The organism is Bartonella sp. AP88HLJMH, assembly GCF_042195605.1.
Classification (GTDB): Bacteria; Pseudomonadota; Alphaproteobacteria; order Rhizobiales; family Rhizobiaceae; genus Bartonella.
The window spans coordinates 273,505-295,830 of sequence record NZ_JBHIOR010000001.1 but is presented as its reverse complement, the minus strand read 5'-3'; the positions used below and the strand labels follow the sequence as shown (position 1 = coordinate 295,830).

The 22,326-nt window shown below is 38.9% G+C and carries 21 protein-coding genes and 2 pseudogenes; 9 read left to right on the top strand and 14 right to left on the bottom strand.

From position 1 onward, the window contains the following. Position 1: 1 nt before the first annotated feature. From sdhD to rimM, 5 genes are all read right to left on the bottom strand, one after another. Entirely contained in the window at positions 2-388 is a 387-nt protein-coding gene (sdhD, locus tag ACFIMA_RS01120) for a succinate dehydrogenase, hydrophobic membrane anchor protein (RefSeq protein ID WP_375612246.1), read from the bottom strand. Positions 389-406: 18 nt separating this feature from the next. Then, positions 407-808 carry a succinate dehydrogenase, cytochrome b556 subunit gene (gene sdhC, locus ACFIMA_RS01115; protein ID WP_375692969.1) on the bottom strand — a complete coding sequence of 134 codons (402 nt, stop codon included), beginning with the start codon at positions 806-808 and terminating at the stop codon, positions 407-409. A 495-nt stretch (positions 809-1,303) separates the two neighbouring features. Then, complete coding sequence (gene rplS / locus ACFIMA_RS01110; RefSeq protein ID WP_375612245.1) at positions 1,304-1,744, bottom strand: 50S ribosomal protein L19; 441 nt, start codon at positions 1,742-1,744, stop codon at positions 1,304-1,306. Between the two features lie 209 nt (positions 1,745-1,953). Beyond that, complete coding sequence (gene trmD / locus ACFIMA_RS01105; protein ID WP_375612244.1) at positions 1,954-2,652, bottom strand: tRNA (guanosine(37)-N1)-methyltransferase TrmD; 699 nt, start codon at positions 2,650-2,652, stop codon at positions 1,954-1,956. A 283-nt stretch (positions 2,653-2,935) separates the two neighbouring features. Then, entirely contained in the window at positions 2,936-3,493 is a 558-nt protein-coding gene (gene rimM, locus ACFIMA_RS01100; protein WP_375618306.1) for a ribosome maturation factor RimM, read from the bottom strand. Positions 3,494-3,625: 132 nt separating this feature from the next. Between rimM and ACFIMA_RS01095 the strand changes: the two genes are divergently transcribed. Both ACFIMA_RS01095 and ACFIMA_RS01090 read left to right on the top strand, forming a co-directional pair. Then, the gene (locus ACFIMA_RS01095) at positions 3,626-4,447 is read left to right on the top strand and encodes a SapC family protein (RefSeq protein WP_375632437.1); all 822 of its coding nucleotides are present in this window, start codon (positions 3,626-3,628) and stop codon (positions 4,445-4,447) included. A gap of 3 nt (positions 4,448-4,450) precedes the next feature. Then, positions 4,451-5,440 carry a tyrosine recombinase XerC gene (locus tag ACFIMA_RS01090; RefSeq protein ID WP_375632436.1) on the top strand — a complete coding sequence of 330 codons (990 nt, stop codon included), beginning with the start codon at positions 4,451-4,453 and terminating at the stop codon, positions 5,438-5,440. Here the strand turns inward: ACFIMA_RS01090 and ACFIMA_RS01085 are convergent. After that, a complete protein-coding gene (locus tag ACFIMA_RS01085) occupies positions 5,437-5,709 on the bottom strand; it encodes a BolA family protein (RefSeq protein ID WP_375612716.1) in 273 nt (90 codons plus the stop codon). The two genes, ACFIMA_RS01090 and ACFIMA_RS01085, sit on opposite strands and share 4 nt — an antisense overlap. A 124-nt stretch (positions 5,710-5,833) precedes the next feature. Between ACFIMA_RS01085 and ACFIMA_RS01080 the strand changes: the two genes are divergently transcribed. From ACFIMA_RS01080 to cobT, 3 genes are all read left to right on the top strand, one after another. Next, on the top strand, positions 5,834-6,454 hold the full coding sequence (locus ACFIMA_RS01080) for a J domain-containing protein (protein ID WP_375606021.1): 621 nt from the start codon (positions 5,834-5,836) through the stop codon (positions 6,452-6,454). A gap of 202 nt (positions 6,455-6,656) precedes the next feature. After that, entirely contained in the window at positions 6,657-7,637 is a 981-nt protein-coding gene (cobS, locus tag ACFIMA_RS01075) for a cobaltochelatase subunit CobS (protein WP_375612717.1), read from the top strand. Positions 7,638-7,651: 14 nt separating this feature from the next. Next, on the top strand, positions 7,652-9,547 hold the full coding sequence (gene cobT / locus ACFIMA_RS01070) for a cobaltochelatase subunit CobT (RefSeq protein ID WP_375692970.1): 1,896 nt from the start codon (positions 7,652-7,654) through the stop codon (positions 9,545-9,547). Between the two features lie 49 nt (positions 9,548-9,596). Here cobT and ACFIMA_RS01065 read toward each other — a convergent pair. The 3 genes and pseudogenes from ACFIMA_RS01065 to rpmB all read right to left on the bottom strand — a co-directional run. Then, positions 9,597-9,743 (bottom strand): annotated as a pseudogene (locus tag ACFIMA_RS01065) (HaeIII family restriction endonuclease); the annotation flags it as partial. A 1,183-nt stretch (positions 9,744-10,926) separates the two neighbouring features. Further along, positions 10,927-11,610, bottom strand: coding sequence for a VUT family protein (locus ACFIMA_RS01060; protein WP_375692971.1), 684 nt, complete (start codon positions 11,608-11,610; stop codon positions 10,927-10,929). A 120-nt stretch (positions 11,611-11,730) separates the two neighbouring features. Next, positions 11,731-12,048 carry a 50S ribosomal protein L28 gene (gene rpmB, locus ACFIMA_RS01055; RefSeq protein WP_375622115.1) on the bottom strand — a complete coding sequence of 106 codons (318 nt, stop codon included), beginning with the start codon at positions 12,046-12,048 and terminating at the stop codon, positions 11,731-11,733. Positions 12,049-12,344: 296 nt separating this feature from the next. On the opposite strand from rpmB, the gene ACFIMA_RS01050 reads away from it, so the two are divergent. From ACFIMA_RS01050 to ACFIMA_RS01040, 3 genes are all read left to right on the top strand, one after another. Continuing rightward, positions 12,345-13,127 (top strand): SURF1 family protein, encoded by a 783-nt coding sequence (locus tag ACFIMA_RS01050; RefSeq protein ID WP_375612234.1) that lies wholly within the window; start codon positions 12,345-12,347, stop codon positions 13,125-13,127. Positions 13,128-13,828: 701 nt separating this feature from the next. Further along, a complete protein-coding gene (purH, locus tag ACFIMA_RS01045; RefSeq protein ID WP_375692972.1) occupies positions 13,829-15,448 on the top strand; it encodes a bifunctional phosphoribosylaminoimidazolecarboxamide formyltransferase/IMP cyclohydrolase in 1,620 nt (539 codons plus the stop codon). A 363-nt stretch (positions 15,449-15,811) separates the two neighbouring features. Next, on the top strand, positions 15,812-15,964 hold the full coding sequence (locus tag ACFIMA_RS01040; protein WP_375612232.1) for a DUF1127 domain-containing protein: 153 nt from the start codon (positions 15,812-15,814) through the stop codon (positions 15,962-15,964). A gap of 924 nt (positions 15,965-16,888) precedes the next feature. Here ACFIMA_RS01040 and ACFIMA_RS01035 read toward each other — a convergent pair. The 3 genes from ACFIMA_RS01035 to htpX all read right to left on the bottom strand — a co-directional run bounded on the left by ACFIMA_RS01035 (position 16,889) and on the right by htpX (position 21,157). After that, on the bottom strand, positions 16,889-18,634 hold the full coding sequence (locus ACFIMA_RS01035; protein WP_375692973.1) for a heparinase II/III family protein: 1,746 nt from the start codon (positions 18,632-18,634) through the stop codon (positions 16,889-16,891). Positions 18,635-18,698: 64 nt separating this feature from the next. Continuing rightward, entirely contained in the window at positions 18,699-20,063 is a 1,365-nt protein-coding gene (locus ACFIMA_RS01030; protein ID WP_375692974.1) for an RsmB/NOP family class I SAM-dependent RNA methyltransferase, read from the bottom strand. Between the two features lie 47 nt (positions 20,064-20,110). Next, on the bottom strand, positions 20,111-21,157 hold the full coding sequence (gene htpX / locus ACFIMA_RS01025) for a zinc metalloprotease HtpX (protein WP_375677714.1): 1,047 nt from the start codon (positions 21,155-21,157) through the stop codon (positions 20,111-20,113). A gap of 83 nt (positions 21,158-21,240) precedes the next feature. Between htpX and ACFIMA_RS01020 the strand changes: the two genes are divergently transcribed. Next, complete coding sequence (locus tag ACFIMA_RS01020; protein WP_375606032.1) at positions 21,241-21,456, top strand: DUF1674 domain-containing protein; 216 nt, start codon at positions 21,241-21,243, stop codon at positions 21,454-21,456. 134 nt (positions 21,457-21,590) lie between these two features. Here the strand turns inward: ACFIMA_RS01020 and rpsP are convergent, their stop codons facing one another. Both rpsP and ACFIMA_RS01010 read right to left on the bottom strand, forming a co-directional pair. Then, complete coding sequence (gene rpsP / locus ACFIMA_RS01015; RefSeq protein WP_375692975.1) at positions 21,591-21,965, bottom strand: 30S ribosomal protein S16; 375 nt, start codon at positions 21,963-21,965, stop codon at positions 21,591-21,593. A gap of 16 nt (positions 21,966-21,981) precedes the next feature. Then, a pseudogene (locus ACFIMA_RS01010) lies at positions 21,982-22,310 on the bottom strand (chorismate mutase). Positions 22,311-22,326 lie beyond the last annotated feature (16 nt).

The window sequence follows — 22,326 nt, the reverse complement described above, 5'->3', positions numbered from 1 at the left end:
TTTAACCCCCTAATGCAATTTTCAAAAGAGAAAAAATAATGATACCACCTATGAGAAAACAAAATAAAATATTTAACGTCAAAAAGAATATCCGAAAACCTTCACGTGGAATATAATCTTCAATCACTACCTGCATACCAAGTTTCATATGATAAAGGACCGAAAAAGTCATCAATCCCATCAAAATAGCAACAATAGGATGTGCAAGTCTTGCACGCACAATACTATAGTCCTTTCCCACAAGCGAAAGAATAAGAACAATAAAAAATATCAAAAGTGGTAGATTGATAAACCCCGTCAAACGTTCTAGCCAAAAATGCTCTGTTCCTTCATGAGCACTGCCACGCCCCCGTACTTTTCCAAGTTCCGTTCGAAAATCTTTTTTCATGTCTCTTTTCACCCCCAGCTAAACAACGGTATATCCAATAATCCAAATCGCAAAAGTAACAATAAGAGAAATAAACACTGTCGCCCAAGCAGTGACTGTTGCCTTTTCTTTTGCCAAAAGGCAAGGCTTCAGATCCCAAACAATGTGGCGAACACCACCAACCATGTGATGAACCCCTGCCAAAGTATAAAGAAACAAAATACACAATCCAAACCAAGAACTATACATTTCGTAAACTGTTCTAAATGTCTCCTCGCCACACGCAATAGCAATTAACCAAACAGCAAGAAAAACCGTTCCAACATAAAGTGCCATACCCGTAATGCGGTGCGCAATGGACATGGCCATAGTAATTGTCCAACGATAAATACTTATATGAGGGGAACGAGGGCGCTCTTTTATCCTAGTTGTCTCTATCATAAAATATCCTGACCTGGTTTATCATAAAATATCCTGACCTGGTTTTTGCAACCGCAATGAACGAAAAAGTTCGCGCAAAACGACTAAACATACTCTCTCGTTTTTACTTGTTTGGCATCTCAAGATACCGATATTACAGGTCGGTTGTCTCAAATAACGGATTAAAGGTCACGCATAAAAAAACCGATTACTCCCCGGATATGATCCGCAAAACTCGCCTTAATCTAATACACTTTTATCTTCACGTCAAAGGTCTAAAATCTTTTCCAAATATAAACAGACATTTTTTCAGATTAAACTTATCCTTTTGAGTATCCACGATATATGCAATGGTCTCTTAAATTGCACCCATGATTAAGAATAAAAAGAGGAAAAATTGATAGATTAAACATTTTTATGTCCCCTCCAAGCCTTTTAAAAGGCAAAACGAATCAAGAAAGACACAAATAAGCGGCATAAAAGCCGCTTTTGCATAAAGTTTAGCCGATATAATCTTTACTCAGAAACTTGCTTTTCAACATCTGTGCTGACAGATGCTGCTTCTACTTTCTCAACAACCTTTTCAGCTTTTTTCCGATAATCTCTCTTTTCAGCGATACGTGCAGCTTTACCTCTCAAGCCACGTAGATAATAGAGTTTTGCACGGCGCACTTTACCACGGCGCACCAGCTCAACACCTTCAATCAAAGGAGAATAAACAGGAAATACCCTCTCCACCCCTTCGCCATAAGAAATCTTGCGTACTGTAAAGGTCTCATTCAACCCACCGCCTGAACGCGCAATACAGACACCTTCATAAGCCTGAACACGCGTCCGTGTACCTTCTGTCACACGCACCATAACACGGACTGTATCTCCTGGCTGAAATGCTGGAAATTGACGCTTTTCTTCAATTTTTGCACATTGTTCAGCTTCAAGCTGTGCGATAATATTCATTTCTTTTATCCTTCATGTTCTTTATCGAACAGTCAGAGCGCTCAACTCTTACCAAAAAAGCCTTTATTAAGAATAAGGAGCTCTTTAGGCTATGTCTTACACAGGAGCGAATACACCATTCCTTCATTTTAATTTTGGAACTACAGAAAACCTTTTATAAAAAACTCTCTAAAAAGAGAGCCATGCAATACACCACCTTATCATATGAATCAAGTTTTCTGATGATTTTTATTATAACGCGCATAAAGATCAGGGCGACGTTGACGTGTTAACAATTCGGCTTGGCTTTGACGCCAATCTGCGATCGCTTTGTGATGACCTGAGAGCAATACAGGCGGAATACCCCGCCCTTCGAAAAGAGAAGGGCGGGTATATTGCGGATGTTCCAGCAAGTCATTTTCAAAACTTTCACACCTTGCAGAAGCTGCATTCCCCATCACTCCAGGCAGAAGACGTATAATAGCATCTAAGATAACCAATGCAGCTGTTTCACCCCCAGAAAGAATATAATCACCAATAGAAACTTCTTCTAATTCTCGTGCTTCTATGACTCGCTCATCAACCCCTTCAAAACGTCCACAAACTAACGTTACACCCGTATCACGAGCCAAGCTATGCGCGTAAGCTTGGTCAAAAGGACGCCCACGTGGACTCATCAACAATCTTGGCGAATCCTGTGGACAGCAATCAAGAGCAGCCGCCAATACATCCGCCCGCATTACCATACCAGCTCCCCCACCAGCAGGTTTATCATCAACGCTATGGTGTTTGTCTAAAGCAAAATCCCTAATCTGTACCGTCTCCAGTGACCAAATTCCACGCTCTAAAGCTTGCCCTGCTAAAGAATACCCTAAAAAACCAGGAAACATTTCAGGATAAAGGGTTAAAACGCGCGCCTGAAATTTCATTTTATTTCTTATCCTTATTTTCTTAAACAGACTCTTAATAGCAAAATAGCACAAACAAGACTTTTAACGCTATAGCGTTAATCTGAGTCTTCTTGATCTGCGCCATATTCAATACGATCCTTCTAAATACTTGCACTAAAAAAGACTCTAAAAATTCAGGACTATTTCGAGATAAAGCGCTTACAATATCTGCTCAAAAGAGCATTTTTAATATTTTCACACATTCCACTTTTTATTGACGAAATTCATCTGTTGTTTTTTACCTTCATCTTTATTTTTAGATTCAAGCTATTTCCTTTTTATCATTGTCTCCCCCATCAATTAAACCAGCGGCCATGGGATCAACAACAAGAAAACCAGAATCCATACAAATTTCTGGTACCGCCGCCTTACTAAAGGGAATAAGAACTCTTTTACCTGTATTCAAACGTATTTCAAGCAAATCACCAGCCCCGAAATTAAAAAAACCACACACTTCACCTAAGATTTTCCCCCCACAATCTTGGACACACAAGCCTATTAAATCGACTTGATAAAACTCATCCTCCATCAAATCATCAATTAATTGATCACGCGTCACATAAAGGCGAATACCTTTTAAAGACTCAGCCGCATTACGATTTTCTACCCCTTTAAAACGTACAATCGCCTTATTTTTTTGTATGCGAAGAGTTACAATTTCATAAGAACGCCCCATATCATCATAAAGAGTGCTGTAAAACTTGAAACGCTGTGGCTCAGCACTTAGAATTTTAACAAAAACATCTCCTTTTATACCATGAGGCATACCAATAATGGCAAGATAGACTTTATTTTTAAGCTTTTCTTTATTATACTTCATGCAAAAATATTATCTCTCAAAAATGAACCCTTCAATCTTATAGTTTTCTATTCAATCTTGTTGCCATATGAGACAATCTTCTAAAAGACCTTTCTTGGTAACAAAAAACAAATTAATAAAGGAGAAAGTCTTATGGCAAATATTATGCTATTTTACAAAGATATCACACCAATCAACAAAATTTCCCATAAAAATCTAAAATTTGCTCCTCCAACTGATATGTCTTTTGCCAAGGATACTCATTGGGTTCCTTTAGCAAGTACTGAATATTTTCAAGCAGCGCTAGACTATCCTATTTTATTTATGTGCGCCGAAGATGAACAAAAAAAACGGCACTACACATCCGCAGCTCTTGTCGGTCTTTCTAATGACGAAAATGACTATATCGCTTCTGATAAAAGTTGGAAAAACAATACTTATGTTCCAGCTTTTGTCCGTCGCTATCCTTTTGTTTTGGCACAAATTAGCAATGAAAAAGAACTTTCTGTCTGCTTTGATCAACAGTCCGGTATGTTTAATGAAGTTGCAGGAACAGAACTTTTTAATTCCGATGGCTCTATTTCTCCTTTTATGGAAGAACGTATTCGCTTTCTTGAAAGTTTTAAAATCGCTATGGAGAAAACCTCTGAGTTTATTGATGCTCTTGTAGAAATGGATCTTCTAAGCCAAAAATCCATCAATGTGAAAAACGATAAAGGTCTCTCAGCGCAATTGGAACATTTTTGGGTTGTTGATGAAGAAAAATTGAATAAATTATCAGCAAGCCAACTTGCCAAACTTCATAAAAATGGCTTTTTAGGATTAATTTTTGCGCATTTGATGTCAACACACAATCTTGTGAAAATACTCTCTCTCAAAGGTGAAAAGCAACTTATCAATCGTGAAGAGCAACCCCAAAACAAGAATGGTCATTCTAACGATGAAAAAGCTAAAAAGAAAGAAACTCTCAACTAGATAATGCCCATCAAAAACGACAAGAGAAAAGATGAAAATATTCCTCTCATTCCAGCAGACCATGCAATTTTAAACGCAAGGAAAAATTGGTTAGAGTGTCTTACCCAAACACGTCGTATGTCAGCACAAACAGTGCAAGCCTATGAACGTGATACGCGGCAATTTTTGTCTTTTCTCTGTCAACACTTAAGCCATACACCAACCCTTACAGATCTTGCTCATTTACGCATCAGTGACTTGCGTGCTTATCTTGCTTATCGGCGTACAAACAATGTAAGTGCGCGCTCTTTAAGCCGAGGGGTGGCAGGCATCCGTTCTTTTTTCAAATACTTATCACGTGAAGGAATCGTCAATGTTCCCGCGGCTCAACTTATCCGAAGCCCCAAACACCCCAAATTGCTCCCAAAACCTTTAGCGATAAAATCAGCACTTCACATAGTCAAACAAGAAAATCAACTGGAAAATGAACCTTGGATTAGCGCTCGTAATGCTGCTGTCCTCATGCTTCTCTATGGCTGTGGAATGCGAATATCAGAAGCCTTAAGCCTCACACCAGAACAATTTTCTGATCCTGAAAAAACAAGTTTATTTATAACAGGAAAAGGCGGCAAAACACGCCTTGTTCCTCTCATCAAAATTGTTTACGAAGCTGTACAAAATTATCTCAAATGTTGCCCATATCCTTTAGTGGATAACCAACCCATATTTCGTGGGGCGCGAGGCGGTCCCCTACAGCCCGCCATTATTCAGAAAACTGTACGCAACTTACGAGCAAGCCTTGGTTTACCAGAAACTGCAACGCCTCATACACTGCGCCATTCTTTTGCCACCCATCTTTTATCACGGGGGGGAGATTTGCGCACGATTCAAGAACTTCTTGGGCACGCTAGTCTTTCCACCACACAAATCTATACCCACGTCGATACAGACCATTTGTTAAAAATCTATCAAAAGGCCCATCCCCGTTCCAAAAACGTCTCATCAAAAAATTAGAGTGTTTCAACCTCAAGTGCCAAAGCATGAACACAAGTAGCTAACTCTTCTTGTAAAACTTTATAAATCGCTCGATGTATTTCTACGCGTGTCATATTAGAAAAAGAAGAAGATAAAATTTTCACTCGAAAATGTGTTTCTCCTTTACCATCAAAAGCATGTTCATTATGAGGATGCCCCTCATGAAGATGACTTTCGTTAATCACTTCAAGCTTTTGCGGATGAAAAGCATCCTGAAGCTTTCTCTGAATTATTGTTTCTATAAACATTTTTCATTCCTCAAACAAAATGAACGTGCAAAAATACACCTTTTTCATAATAGAATAAGTGTGAAAACAAATTTTTCAAAAGTCAATTCTTGTAAAATTAATCAATTTTGCATAAACCAATAATATGACAATAACATCTAAATTATTCGATTCAATTCGCATAAGCTCAAATAAAAAACAAAAAGCTGAGCCAGAAGCACAACAGTGTCAGTGGGAAGGTTGTGAAAAAACAGGGTCCCATAAAGCACCAGCAGGTCGAAATCACGAAGGACAATATTTATATTTTTGTATTGAACACGTACGCGCCTATAATAAAAATTTTAATTACTTCTCTGGTCTTAGCAATAAAGATATCGCAAAATTTCAAAAGGATGCTCTCACAGGACATCGTCCGACATGGCCTACAGATCTGAGCAATGGTACATCGAAAAAAACAGCCGCGAATTATGCAAAGATTCGCTCTGGCACAGCTGCCTATCAAAATCGCATGCGCGATCCCTTCACGCTTTTTACTGGGCAGCATTCAAGCAATAAGTTCTCACGAAAATTAAAGCCCTTAGAAGCAAAAGCTTTTGATACACTGGGACTACAGGCAAACGCTTCAGCAGAAGACATCAAAATGAAATATAAAGAGTTGGTAAAAAAGCACCATCCTGATTCCAATGGTGGTAATCGTGCTTCAGAAGAGCGCTTTCGTGATGTTTTACATGCTTACAATTTGCTAAAAAAGTCTGGTTTGTGCTGAAAACATGCGCTTATATGAGTCTATTTTCATTTAGACCATCATTATTTGCGCAAAATGTTACTTTTTTTGCAAAACATTATAGAATACGTAAAAAAATCTTTCTTCAATATCTAAGGCTCTCATTATAGAGCATTGCATAAATACTTTAACTCTTGTATCGTTTCTAATGAATAAATAGCGTCCTCTCCCTTCCAGAAACATAATGACAAATCTTACCGTTGAAAATTTGCCCGATATTACACTTTGTGCTCGCGATCTATTTCATATTGAAACAGATCTGAAAGTCCCTGCTTTTAGCACAAAAAGTCCCCATGTTCCTGATATCGATCCTGATTATCTTTTTGATCAGCAAACAACTTTAGCGATTCTCGCAGGTTTTACCTTTAACCGCCGTGTAATGGTTTCTGGCTATCACGGTACAGGGAAATCAACGCATATTGAACAAGTTGCTGCACGTCTTAACTGGCCTTGTCTTCGAATTAATCTCGATAGTCATGTAAGTCGTATCGATCTTGTAGGAAAAGATGCTATCGTTTTAAAAGATGGCTTACAAATCACTGAATTTAAAGAGGGCATTTTGCCATGGGCTTATCAAAATAATATTGCTCTTGTTTTCGACGAATATGATGCGGGGCGTCCCGATGTTATGTTTGTCATCCAACGCGTTCTTGAAACCTCTGGAAAACTAAGCTTACTTGATCAAAGCCGTGTCATCTCTCCACACCCAGCATTTCGTCTTTTTGCAACGGCAAACACCATTGGTCTTGGTGATACAACCGGTCTCTATCATGGTACCCAACAGATCAATCAAGCTCAAATGGACCGCTGGTCTATTGTTACGATACTCAATTATTTACCCCATGATAAAGAGGTTAATATCATTTGTTCAAAGGTCAAATCTTTTCAAACGGCTGAGGGAAAAAAGACAATTTCACAAATGGTTCATGTTGCTGATATGGTACGCCAATCTTTTATCAATGGAGATCTTTCAACTGTCATGAGTCCACGTACCGTCATTACTTGGGCAGAAAATACAACAATTTTTCAAGATGTCGGCTTTGCCTTCCGATTAACCTTTCTCAATAAATGTGATGAACTCGAACGTGCCACTGTTGCAGAATTTTATCAACGCGCCTTTGGACAAGAGCTTCCCGAATCACTCATTCATGGTGTTTCGCCTTAAGGAATCTGTCACTCATGGCTACCGATATTGGCGACAACAAAAATCCGGCAAAAGATTCTTCCAACAACACTCTTAATGCTGAAGCTTTTAAAAAAGCACTTTCCACCTGTATGCGTGCAATTGCAGGCACAAACAACCTTGAAGTTTCCTTTAGTCATAACCGACCATCTTTAAGCGAAAGTTGCGCGCGTTTACCAGAATTACCTCAATACGCAACGAATAAAGACATCACTATTACCCGCGGACTAGGTGATTCCATGGCTCTGCGCAAAGCATGGCATGACAACCGCATTCACATGCAATTTTCTCCACCAGAATCAGAAGCACGTGCTATCTTTGATGCCCTCGAACAAACACGTGTTGAAGCAATTGGTACTTTAACCATGGAGGGACTTGCAAAAAATCTTGATGTCATGCTCGCCGATAAATACAAAAGAGCCCATTATCATAAAATTAGCAACCAAAGTGAAGCCCCCATCCAAGAAGCGATTGCACTTTTATTGCGTGAAAAAATAACAAAGCGCGCAGCTCCAAGAGAAGCGGGTTCTGTCTTAGAATTGTGGCGTAAAGAACTCGAACAAAAAGCAGCAGCAGAACTCAATGAACTCCCACATCATATTTACAACCAACAAGCTTTTGCACAGATTGTTCGCCAAATGCTTGTTACACTCAAAATGACAGTGCAACAAGCTGAAGCTTCTAACAGTGAAAACAATAAAAAATTAAAAAATGCGTGTGAACCTCAAGACCAAGGAGAAGAAGAGAGTAAAAACAAAAAACACGCTCAAAGTGAAGAACAAACCAGCACTGAACAAGAAAGTGATGTGCAAGATGATGGAAAAACACAAGCGACACAATCAAACAACAATGATCAAGCTGACGGCGAGCAAAAAAATGGACCTTGGCAAGAAAAGCCGAGCAAACCCAAACACCTTTTTTCTGATTCGGAACAAATGCAAAGACTTGGCAATTATAAAATCTTCACCCGTCAATTTGATGAAATTTTGGAAGCAACAGATTTTTGTTCTGAAAACGAGTTAGATCACTTACGCCGTTATCTTGATAAGCAAATCAATCATCTGCAAAACATCGTTGGACGTTTAGCAAACCGTCTCCAGCGCCGCTTGATGGCGCAACAAAATCGCAACTGGAACTTTGACCTTGAAGAAGGATATCTTGATACAACACGGCTTCCACGTCTAATTATTGACCCCATGCAACCCCTTTCTTTTAAAATGGAAAGCAACACCCAATTTCGGGACACAGTTGTTTCACTCCTCATTGATAATTCTGGCTCAATGCGCGGACGCCCCATTAGCGTTGCTGCAAGTTGTGCTGATATTTTGGCACAAACTCTTGAACGTTGTGGTGTCAAAGTTGAAATTTTAGGTTTTACCACCAAAACTTGGAAAGGGGGAAAATCGCGCGAACAATGGCTTACCCAAAACAAACTCCATAATCCTGGACGCCTCAATGATTTATGCCATATCATCTATAAAAGTGCTGATACCCCATGGCGTCGCGCACGACGCAATTTAGGTTTAATGATGCAAGAAGGATTATTAAAAGAAAATATCGACGGAGAAGCTTTGATTTGGGCTCATCAACGCCTTTTATCACGGCGTGAACAACGTCGCATCCTCATGGTCATTTCTGATGGTGCTCCTGTTGACGATTCGACACTATCGGTCAACTCCAGCAATTATTTAGAAAAACACTTACGCGCAGTGATTCAAGAAATCCAAACACACTCCCCTATCGAACTCATTGCCATTGGAATTGGTCATGACGTCACACGTTATTATCAACGTGCTGTAACAATTATGAATGCTGAAGAACTCGCCGACGCCATAACAAAACAATTAGAAATACTTTTTAGTGATAAAAGAACTCATATTCATAAGAAATAAACCTGCCTTGAATTAGCAACGATTACATTTTAAAAAATTATCTTTATCATTAAACCATCGGAATTTGATGGCTAACAACCTGAGAAGATAATCCCACAAATTGAATATCGAACTTTAAAGAAGCTTCTACTTTACTGGATGCATTATGAATCCTAAAAGAAATGCTCCAACCATCTTCAAAAATTGTAATGAGTTTGTTTTTACTTTCTGGTTATATTGCGACTGATAAAGTTTTGCTTAGAACTTTCCATTTACGACCATATCCCAGAGTACCCTTCAAATTAAAAGACTGAATAATCACCCATTTTTGTCTCGATCTTGTGTTATTTCATTATATTTAAATATTGAAATACACGTATATAGAAAAATATCTCCACTAGACATAGCTCTAAAATGCTGCTCTCACAGAAAATATAATGCCTAAACTTTCACCTTCAGTAATACAAAAAGATAAAAGTTGTATTTATTATACGCAAAAGAAGAATCATCCAAAGAGGATATTTTAAACACTAAGAATTATTTTATAAAAGAATCGGCATAAATGGATTCATAGCAATTTTTCGGCAAAAATTGCTAAAGCAAGCGAAAGCCAACCTGTCCCCTAACCTTCCCAAAACAGTACTCACCACGGGTGATCTATCAACATAAGCTCCCATCTCATGGATAAAAGAAAAAATCTTTACTCACATAAAATATAAGAAAAACACGAAAAAAAATATTACTTCATTCACGAAAAAGAACACACCATTATATATCTTATCCGCACTCCTACATTCTTCCTTGCTTCCAAGCTTATTTCACGACAGCGCCCATATATGGCATAATGCAAAATCCAGAATCATCCTTTACTTTACAAGCTACAAGCCAAAAGCAGAATCCTACTTTCAAGTTTCCAATGTTTTTAAGATAAATCAATATACTTTCAGCGCCTAATATTGCACTTTTATTGCATTAAAGCTCTTCATAAGAAGTATTTCTTTCTCAAATGACGTTGTCCGCACGCCAATTCCTCTTATAACATAGGCAAGCAAATGATTTTTATTAACTCAATATAAGAGTATTTAAAACGCGTAAAATTTTATGATATTGGGCTCTTTCACTCAAATGAAAAATATAAGTTATCATTTTAAATCAATCTATTAATAAACATCAGTTGCAATTTCTGTCACATTGAATCATTTGTAAAAAGCATATTTAGCCCCTTCTCAAACAAATGACTTTATCTTTTCCTCACAAGAGAATTTTGAAATAAAAAAGCGTTTTGTGTTGGAGTTCTTACTTAAGTTGGTAAATGATAAAGTATCCATTATAACTAACGTGTCACACCAAGCATAGCGTACAATTTTCTTGGCTTCAGGAAAACAAAAAGACAAAAATCCTTATTTGTGACAAACAAAAGAGGAATCATCTTTTGAATGACATTGATAAAGAGGAAGCTTTACAATATTAAGAATTGTTCCATAAGGAATCAACATAAACAGGCTCATAATAATTTTTACCGAAAAATCACCAAAAGCAAGCGATAGCCAAACTGGCATGCCTATCCCTCCCAAAACAGTACTCTCCACCAGTGAACTATCTGCATACCCTGTTATCTTATCAAAAACAGCAAACGAGCTAGAAAAAGCAAGAGCAAAAAACAGCACTGTATCCAAAGCTGAACCAACCAACGCTGCTGCTAAAGGTGCTTTCCACCATGTTTTACGTCGCAAAGGAGTAAAAACCACAATATCAAGGAGTTGCCCAAATAAAAATGCAAAACTAGAAGCAAGTGCAAGCCGTGGTGTCGCCAATATCCAAGAAACAAAGACACCCGTAAAAAAACCAGCATAAACCACACGCCGCGCAGCAGATGGACCATAAAAACGATTGGTCAAATCATTGATTAGAAAAGCAAATGGATAGGTAAAAGCCCCATAAGTCAACAGCGCATTCAAATCAAACCAATAGACAGGATATTGAACTAAAATATTAGAAGCCGTGACAGCAAGGCACATTGCAAAAATAGAAAAAACAACATACCTTTTCTTTTGCTGTTCTAATAAAAGACCGCTTGAAGACATTTTTTTTAACCTGGGATATGGAACCAATAAAATGAAACGATCAATCTGCAAAAAACTTAACTTCTAGAACAGAAAACCGAAATCAAAGCGTTAATAAGCCAAAAACAATAACGCTGAAAATTACGCTGCTTGTTCAGCCTTCTGCTCACCTTCTTGCTCAGCTTTTTTCTTAACGATTTGGCGTTTTAACAAACGCGCACGTTGTGACAACTCTTTATCGTCTGCTTTAATCAAAAAACCATCAAGACCACCGCGGTGCTCAACAGAACGCAATGCACTTGCTGAAATACGCAAGCGATAACTTTGCTGTAACACCTCTGAAATCAATGTCACATTGCAAAGATTTGGTAAAAAACGACGCCGAGTCTTATTATTCGCATGGCTAACATTATTACCATACAGAACCGTCTTCCCTGTCAATTCACATGCACGAGACATAAACTTCACCCTTAAACTCTAAGAAACTTTCAAATCCCCATACCCAAAGGACACAATGAACGCAAAACACGCGCAATGCAACCTTGAACGGGCATCATTGGGAAGTTTCTTTCTAATAGGGGGTCGACAACAAAAGGTCAAGTCTTTTATAAAACCTTTTTCATCTCTTGTTGGCTCATTTTTCATCTTTTTCCTCAATAAGGCGTGCAAATTCCACCAAAACGCGTACAAAATGTTTTTTTTAATATATACCATGTTAGAATAAAAGCCTATTGTCCCGAAAGGAAGCACAAATCATGAGCAAAAAAGACCCCCCCATGACAAAGCTTCAGGGAAATTCTTGCCGTTTTTCTTCTTTTTTATTTGGAACTTTATGTATTTGTTTTTTTCTTCTCTTCAGTGCATTAGGTATATGGCAAGTACAACGGTTAAACTGGAAAACAAATCTTATCACCAGTACCAATCAGCGCATTCATTTACCCCCCATAAAAGCCCCTCCAAAAAATCAATGGTCAGATGTTACTTTTGAAAAATATGAATATCAACCTGTTATTATCACAGGAAAATTTTTAACAGATAAAAATATTTTAGTCACTGCTGCCGCTCAAAATACTACAGGCTATTGGGTTTTGACTCCCTTACAAACTGCTGATAATATACTGATCTTTATCAACCGTGGCTTTATCCCCATGGATGAACGTAACAATTTTCAAAACACAGAGCAATCGCATACAAATGCCTTATCTCAGCAAAATTCTACCACAGACACAGAACAAACAACGATTATAGGTTTATTACGCATGAGTGAAAAAAATGGATTTTTCCCGCGTAAAAATAATCCTGACAAAAATTTATGGTATACGCGCGATCTCCCCGCTATGGCACAAAAACTTGGTTTGTCCACTGTTGCCCCTTATTTCATTGATGCCAGAAAAACATCTCCACAAGCAAAACTTCCCGTCGTTGGTCTTACGATTATCCATTTTCGAAATAATCATCTCGTTTATGCAATCACGTGGTTTATTTTAGCTGCTGGTGTGTTAGGAGGTTTTCTTTTTCTGCTACGGCAAAAAAACTAAAAAATACCTCTTCCATCTCAAGTAACAAAAATTTTTAGAATCTTGAAAACTGATAAAAAGAATAAAATCTACCAACTTGCGCCTTTGTTAAATAAAGATCATAGGCATACAATAGATCTTTATACCATCCACAAAAGATTTACGCGACACTTTTCAAAAAATCGTCATAAAATAGGGTTGATTCATTAAAGATGTAATGCCCTAAAATGTGAAGAAATGCATTATCTTCACTCTTAAAAAGAATTGTCATAAACGCTTTTGAAAAATATAAAGTTAAATTTAAAAATGATAGGAAAGATGAGCACTCATTTTTGCCTTTATAATTTTATATTCTTGCTTCATTAGATTATTTCCCATTTCAGAGATTACTCCAATTGATATACGCAATACTTTCGCCTTCATCTAGTATAAAGGCTAATATAGCAGAGAACATACGGATGCATTTTTTGTTTCAAAACTGCTATGAAGATGAGATATTGAGTTATAAGCAACAAAAAAATATTTAATGTCTCAATGAGACTTTTATACCTATCACCACACCTCAAATGAGAGGTTTTTACAGGATAATAGAAAAAGGTGAATCATCCTATATTCTAAAAAGACAGTTTATCCTTTCAGTGTATTTTGCTAAAGGCTTATGCTATAAACGTATAAGCGTGTTTTACTAGAATTTTAACTCTTTCATTTTTAAGGCTGCTGTTATGGGTGTTGTTGCCAAAAATTTTCCCATACCTGATCTTCATCGGGTTCGTCGTGTTCTCTTTTCTGTGTCTGATAAAACGGGTGTGGTTGCTTTTGCACAAGCCCTTCATGCTACTTACAATGTTGAATTGATTTCAACAGGAGGAACAGCAAAAACCCTCATAGCGGCTGGTTTACCCGTAAAAGATGTTGCTGAAGTTACCGGATTTCCTGAAATAATGGATGGGCGTGTAAAAACACTCCATCCTTTGATTCATGGTGCTTTGTTAGGGGTAAGAGAAGATCCTAACCATAGGGAAGCTATGGAAAAGAACAGCATTTATGGAATTGATCTTTTGGTGGTGAATCTTTACCCTTTTGAAGAGACGATCCTTTCGGGAGCTGATGGGCAAACGATTCTTGAAAATATTGATATCGGTGGACCGGCGATGATTCGCGCCGCGGCAAAAAATTATGCTTATACCGGTGTTGTAACAGCGATAAACGATTATGATTCGATTTTAGCTGAATTAAAGCAGCATAATGGATGTTTAAGCTTATCTATGCGTCATCAGCTAGCAATGCGCGCTTATGCACACACCGCTGCTTATGATACGGCAATAGCATCGTGGTTTGCAAGGGATTTAGAAATTGAAACTCCATCGTGGCAGAGTTTTTCTGGTCATCTTGAAAGTGTTATGCGCTATGGAGAAAATCCACATCAACAGGCAGCATTTTATCGCAATAATGAAAAACGTTTTGGTATTGCAACAGCAAAACTTTTACAAGGCAAAGCACTTTCTTATAACAATCTGAATGATACAGATGCAGCCTTTGAACTTGTGGCAGAATTTGATCCGCAAAAAACCGCTGCTGTCGCTCTTATTAAACATGCCAATCCTTGTGGTGTTGCGGAAGGAGAAAATTTGAAAGAAGCTTATTTGAAAGCTCTTATGTGTGATAATGTATCGGCATTTGGTGGAATTGTTGCTTTAAATCAAACCCTTGATGAGGAATGTGCTGAAGAGATTGTTAAAATTTTTACAGAAGTGATTATTGCTCCTGATGCCACAATGGCGGCACGTGAAATTATTGCCAAGAAAAAAAATCTTCGTTTGCTCATTACAGGTGGAGTTCCTGATCCACGCTGTGGAGGACTTCTTGCGAAAACACTTGCAGGAGGCATTTTAGTACAATCACGTGATAACGTGGTAGTCGATGATCTTAAATTGCAAGTAGTGACAAAGCGGGCACCAACTCAAGATGAAATGCGTGATCTTCAATTTGCTTTTCGTGTAGCAAAGCACGTTAAATCAAATGCTATTGTGTACGCGAAAAATAGCGCAACAGTTGGAATTGGAGCCGGACAAATGAGCCGCATCGATTCAGCAAAAATTGCTGCAAGTAAAGCAGCAGAAAGTGCGCAAAGAGCAGGCTTAACAGAAACTCTCACAAAAGGATCTGTTGTTGCATCAGATGCATTTTTTCCTTTTGCTGATGGTTTATTAGCAGCAGCTGAAGCAGGAGCAACAGCAGTTATTCAACCAGGAGGCTCCATGCGTGATGAAGAAGTTATCGCCGCTGCTGATGCACAGGGGTTAGCGATGGTTTTTACAGGAACACGTCACTTCCGCCATTAATAATTTTGCTGCTTTTCTTTTCGTATGAGACAAATGTTTCAAGGAATTTTTCATAATTATCGTATGACTATTGATAACTGTTGAAATGGAAGCAGTTATTCAATCCAAAGAAGCTACACGTGAAGAAGTTTATCACCGCAGAAAATGCACATAATTTAGCCAATGCACATAATTTAGCCATTGGTTAGGGATAAGATGTTCTTGTTGATATTTTTAATGGTTACCCTTTCGCATGAGAAAAATGTTAAAGGGACATTATCTTGTATTAGATGCATACCTGCTATGATATTATAACACAACTCTTTTTAGTAATATACTCTATTCTTAAACTAAAGAGTGTAATGAAAAGTTTGAGTAGAGGATATGAATATTCTACGTTTTTATAGTAATTGGCGCCGTTATCGTCGAACCGTTAATGCGTTAAGTCGTCTTTCGACATATGAACTCAACGATCTTGGAATTTGTCGAGGTGATATTGATTCAATTGCACGACGTTATTCGCGTAGATCTTTATGAAAGTTGTTTGAGATATTTGAGAGAATGCTTTGCTATGAAAAAGCGCGCATTTTGTGGTTTGTTATTATAACTTCATTTTTAGTATAATAACAAAGAGCAGAAGAGTTATTTTTCTCGGCCATTGTTATGTATTGTTTCTCGAATTTTCAATGCTTCTGTGATGTACAACATTTGATTTGTAATAATAATTTAGCGTTATTCATATTAAATTAGAACCCCGAATACCGTAAGATTCTCTCATTTCAAATCTGTGTATGTTGAATCAACAAAAACCATTCGCCTGCACGTTACAAGCGGGGAGAGCTGTATGGATAAAAGCTATTAAGAAAAGGCTAAAAATGCCTCTTATGAACCATCTCTAGTGCCAAGAGCTTGTTACAAACATTGGGCACTGATAAATAGTGTGATAGTGCCGAGCTGCTCCTTCATAAGCGTAAAGATGGGGGTGCTTAATGGATTTACCGTTATACCCATCACGGGCATCGTCGCAAAATAGGCTTGGAAGCGTTAAGGGATTTTTCTTTAAAATAAGTCCGTGAATATACAATACAATAGCGCTCTGTTTTTCGTGAAGAGCGTAATCCTATTAATGCAACTCTCTCAGAGAGAAATATTGATCCCAACAGCACACTTAAAAACTTATCGAAGATAAGCAACGGCTTAATTTTCTCTCCATATCTTTAAAGGATCAAAATCCTTAACTAGTACTCATCTGTCAACAATGGTCTTTCAAAAACCTTTTTTCTGAAGCCAATCCCTTTAGCATCACCTCATGAGATTCTATGAGCAAACCTTGCCTAAAAACATCCAACCCATACTCCCAAAAAATGCTTCGTGTATAAAATTGATATGATCTTCAAATTTTGAGAATATTACCACAATAAACAATAATGTTTTGCGACACACAAGATAAAACGCAATATACTATGGGTTGGAACAATGTTCTAATTTTTTATCAAATGCTTTACGGATAAAACGCCAACGAACTTTTTCCTGAAGTGCAGGACGAAAATATAAAACAATCTGTTGTGTCCGTTGTGGACCTGTTAATTCTGCAAAATCAATCGAATCTTCAAGACAAATATCTGCGTCAGGCGATATAAAATACCATACTTGTTCGCTCTTCACGTTCTCGTTCTTTACGGCTAAACACACACGTTTGCCATCATAGTTAACTTCAACTTGTGGATGAAGATGAAACCGAACAGCAACATGATTTTGTTCATTTTGCACACTCTTGTGTCTCTTTCCCCCTTTATTTGGCATAAAAAAGCGATCAAAACCTTCGATCGTATCTCCATTTGTGGCCAAAATAAGACCACGCTCATGAATAAGATTAAAGGGTCGCACATAACCATTATGACTCGCAATAAAACCTGTCTTCTCTGAATCCTCTATACGGCACACTTGAACATCTGTTGGTCCATCAAACAAAAATGGCGCGCCATTTTTCTTTTTATGATAAAAAGCACCCACTGAACAATCATTAAGCGTAGCTGTTGAATGTGCTGCAGTAACACGCCCTAAATGTCGATACTCTTCCCGCCCATCAGGATTAACACCGGCATTGATAATAAAACGGTGCCCTTGTGAAGACATTTCAAAAGACAAACACCCCGAACAAGCCTGCTGTGCTACAGAGCGGGGTGGAAACTTTCCTGTATCTGCAAGCACTGTTGTTTGATTGGCTTTTAAGCGCTGAAATCCTGAATAACGGGCATAACTAAAAGGATGCCCTCCTGTTTCATCAAGCTCCAAAAGCGATGATAACCGTTCCGATACTAGGGGACCAACCCCATTAAAATGGGCCAACGTTTGATCCTCATGGATAAAGAATCGTAAAGCTGGTAACATACGCTCAACAGAATCAATTAAAATACGGGGTGCTGTTTCATTGCTACGCATAAAAAGATGCCGTAACGACAATAAATCCGATAACAAATTCAGCAAAATAACAGGACTACGGGAAATATGCCCACCATCAACTAGGATTTGACGGGAAAGCTCCTCTATAAGTGTGGTTTGTACCTTTTTTTTCACTGCCGCAGAAACAGGCAAAGCAAGAGATGCGAATGTCAAAGCTACTGCTGCTTGTAAACGTTGATCATTGTGCTCCATACTACAAATTGTTACGCGCAAATAACGAAATTGCAAACCAAGTGCACGCAAAAAGCGTTTTTCAAACCGCTCACTTGCCCCTTCTAACAACATTTTCGAATGACAAATCCATGAAATCAAGCGCCGCGCCACAACAGGACCACTCCAAGCAAGTCCTTTTACCTTCTTGCCAGCATGGTCAAACCAATCTTCTAAAAGAGAGCGTGCATGTGCAGAAGCTAAATCACTTCCTGCTGCCTCCATATGGCGCAACCAATGAAAATCATGTAGAGCCGCTTCCCATTCTAGCGTTGGTGGAACCAATGAAAACGGCGAAACAGCACCAGAATGAACAATATGACCAGCAAAAGCAAAACGACCATGATAAAATTCATGCGCCATCATCGGATCAGCTACATGCAAATCCATGGGATGCGCTAAAATTTTATGAGGACGAAACCCTGAAAATCGCCAACGAAACAATGGTCCAACCCATAAACGCCGCATAACATTCTGTATCATATCGATACAGGCTGCCACTTTTACCTGAGGAGCTTTTACCGCAACCGCCAAAATTTCATCTCCATTTATGCTGAATCAAATACAATTTCGACCATTTTTGTAAATGAAGCGTTAATTAAGCAATTTTTCGTAAGCGCGCAGCGAAAAAACCATCCATTCCTAAAAATACGGTTTTCTCAGCATCAAAATTTTTATGACAAAAATCCGCAGGCGTTGTCCGTAACATCCCCCCACAAAGCAAATGTTCCAGTGCTCCCATTTCCTCTGGATAAATAGGGTCTAAAACAATGTCATTGCGTATCGATAAAATTTTCTCAATAAGATCTTCACCTTCTTCTCTTGCCAATGAACAATTGGAAAAAACAATCCGTCCCCCCTCCTTTACCAAAGAAATTGCTGCGACAAGCAAATCATATTGCAACGCCGCTAACTTGACGATATCTTCCCTCGATTTCGTCCATAAAATATCTGGATGACGACGGATTGTTCCTGTAGAAGAACAAGGAGCATCAAGAAGAACCGCATCAAAAAGCTGTGTTGAATGGAAATTTCTCACATCGCCCTTCCAAATGTGAACTAAAAAATGAAGCCGTTCCATATTTTCTTTTAAACGCTTTATGCGGTTAGCAGAAAGCTCAATTGCAGTCACCTCAGCCCCTTGCAAAGCCAATTGTGCTGTTTTTCCTCCAGGGCTCGCACAAAGATCAGCAACGCGTTTACCCTCAATACTCCCAAGTAAACAAGCAGGCAAAGCTGCTGCAAAATCTTGAACCCACCAAGACCCTTCACGATAGCCTGGTAAATCAGCAACAGAACACTCCAGATGCTTCAATCGAACAGAACCATTGGGCAATACCACACCGCCAAGCCTTTCAGCCCATCCACCACTATCAGATTTCACTGTCAAATCGAAAGGAGGTTCCACACTTTGAATTGCGATAATCTGATATGCCTTTTCTGTTCCATAAGCTGATATTAAAAGCTGTCCAAACCACGCTGGCACACCTTCAATGGTAGGAACTTGTTGACGTAAAGGCTCTGCCTCACGTGCAACATTGCGCAAAAGAGCATTCACCATCCCTGAAAAACGGCGCATTCGAGGATCAAGTTTCGCCACACGCACAGCTAAATCAATAGCCGCATGATCGGGAATATCAAGATAAAGAATTTGTGCAACACTGATATGCAAAAGATGCTGAAGTGAAAGTGCTTGTGAAGGCAAAGGACGCGCCAAAAAGCGTGAGAGAGCCGCCATAATCTGCCCTCGATGACGCAATGAAGCTGTTAAAATAGCCCGACATAACAAACGATCTCGTTGTGAAAGCTTCAAATATTGTGGATGTCCGTGTTCATTATCCGTCAAACCAGACAGAGGCGTGTACTTATCAACTACCGCCCCCAAAAGACGTACACACACCTGCCGAACAGCTAATCCTGGAACATTTTTTTCAGACACATGCCCCGCTTTTTTGTGTTTCAAAACACCACCTTTATATCACAGTTTTCTCAAGAGCTCTCTCAATAATTCTATGAACGAGATCTTTTTGAATTTTCATAACGAAGCCAAGAAGGACGTTTTGTAACACGCTGAAAAGAACTGTTTTCTTGCTCACCTAATGCATGAGCCTGACCACTATGAAAATCTCCATAGTTCATCCCGCTGCTTTTTTCATGTATAGCGTCTTCTTTATTCCATCCCACACTTTTGGCAAGAGCCCCTTTCAACTCTTCTGCTTGCCGATAAAGAGCAGCGATACGATTTGCAGTTGCTGGATGTGTCGAAAAAAGACTATCCGCTCCCTCACCGCTCAAAGGATTAATAATAAACAGATGCGCGGTTGCTGGATTATGCTCTGCTTCTTCATTATATACCCCACGTCCCCCATCAGCAATCTTATACAATGCCGAAGCCAACCATAAAGGATTACCACATATTTCAGCCCCTCTACGATCCGCAGCATATTCCCGTGTACGGCTAATCGCCATTTGCACCAGCATCGCTGCAAAAGGCGCCACGAGCAATGCAATAAATCCTCCAATTGCCCCAGCGCCATGAGAATCTTCTGAAGAATTACGCTGTCCTCCCATAAAGAAAGCAAAATTACCAAGCATTGAAATTGCCCCTGCAATCGTTGCGGTTAGAGTCATTGTTAACGTATCGCGATGCTCAATATGTGCGAGCTCATGCGCCATAACGCCGGCAATTTCCTCAGCGCTTAACCGCTCTAACAACCCAGTACTTGCAGCAACAGCTGCATTTTGCGGATTACGTCCCGTTGCAAAAGCATTTGGCTGTGCATTCTCAATAACATAAATTTTTGGTTGAGGAAGAGAAGCTTTTTTAGCTAAATCGCTTACAATCTTATAATAAACTGGTGCTGAATGCTGATCAACTTCACGCGCCCCGTACATGCGTAAAACGATTTTATCTGAATTCCAATAAGAAAAAAAGTTTAAACCACTTGCCATTAAAAGAGCAATGACCATGCCACCACCCCCTCCAACAAGATAACCAACTCCCATAAAGAGAGCAGTTAAAAAAGCCAAAAGCATAGCTGTACGCATTATATTCATTACTCAAAAAACTCCATGATAAAAGTCAATCAATACTATATGATGGTGTTTTCTTTCTGCTTCTTCAATGGAATAGGTGTAAAATGAATAAAAAAGATGAGAAAACAAGCAAAAAAAATGCAACTGTCATTAAACAGCAATCTCTTTCTCCCGCAGCACAACGCGCCCTTAAAGAAGCTGAAGAAAGACGAAAACGCGCAACAAAAAAAGAACAACCTTTAGAAAACGGCGGACGCGGCGGCAAAGACCCTTCCCGCTATGGAGACTGGGAAATTAAAGGCCGCGCCATTGATTTTTAAAACCATTGATTAAAAAAACCAGCGCGGTTTAAACAAGCAGCTTTTTAAAGAAAATCCGTTTTTGATAGACAAAAACGGATAATATGTATTTTTCTAAAGCTTTTAAAAACACGTTGATTAAACAATCATGCTTCTTATGCTGTAGCAGATTCTGCTTCAGCCGCTGCCGCTGCTTCTTCTGCCGCTTGCTTTGCTGCTGCTATACGTTCTTGTGCTTTTTTACCCGGTTCACCTTTATATGGATTATTACGAGTTGGACGCTTTTTCAAGCCAGCTGCATCTAAAAACCGTAAAACGCGATCTGTTGGTTGAGCCCCTTGCCCAAGCCAATATTGGATACGTTCTTCATTAAGTTTCACCCTCGGTCCATCTTTAGGCAACATTGGATCCCATGCACCAACACGTTCAAGAAACCGCCCATCGCGCGGACTACGAACATCTGCAACGACGATATGATAGTAAGGACGTTTTTTTGAACCTCCACGGGACAAACGAATTTTCAATGCCATATTTTATCTCCTATTGTCAGCTCTGGCTTTCGTTTAAATTGACTTTTTTGTTTTTTGCTCTTCAGCAATAACTTCATGATGACTCACAACTTCTTTAATAATAAATTTTAAAAATCTTTCAGCAAAATCAGGATCAAGATCACTATCCATAGCCAATTGCCGCAAACGCGCTACCTGATATTGCTCACGCAGAGGATCTACTTTAGGCAAATCATAACGCGCTTTTAAGCGCCCAACAGCTTTCGTACAACGAAACCGCTCTGCTAAGATATGAATCAAGGTTGCATCAAAATTATCAATGGATGCTCGTAAATGTGCCAATTCGTTTAATACTGTTTCCTGCATTATATTCCTCTCCCTC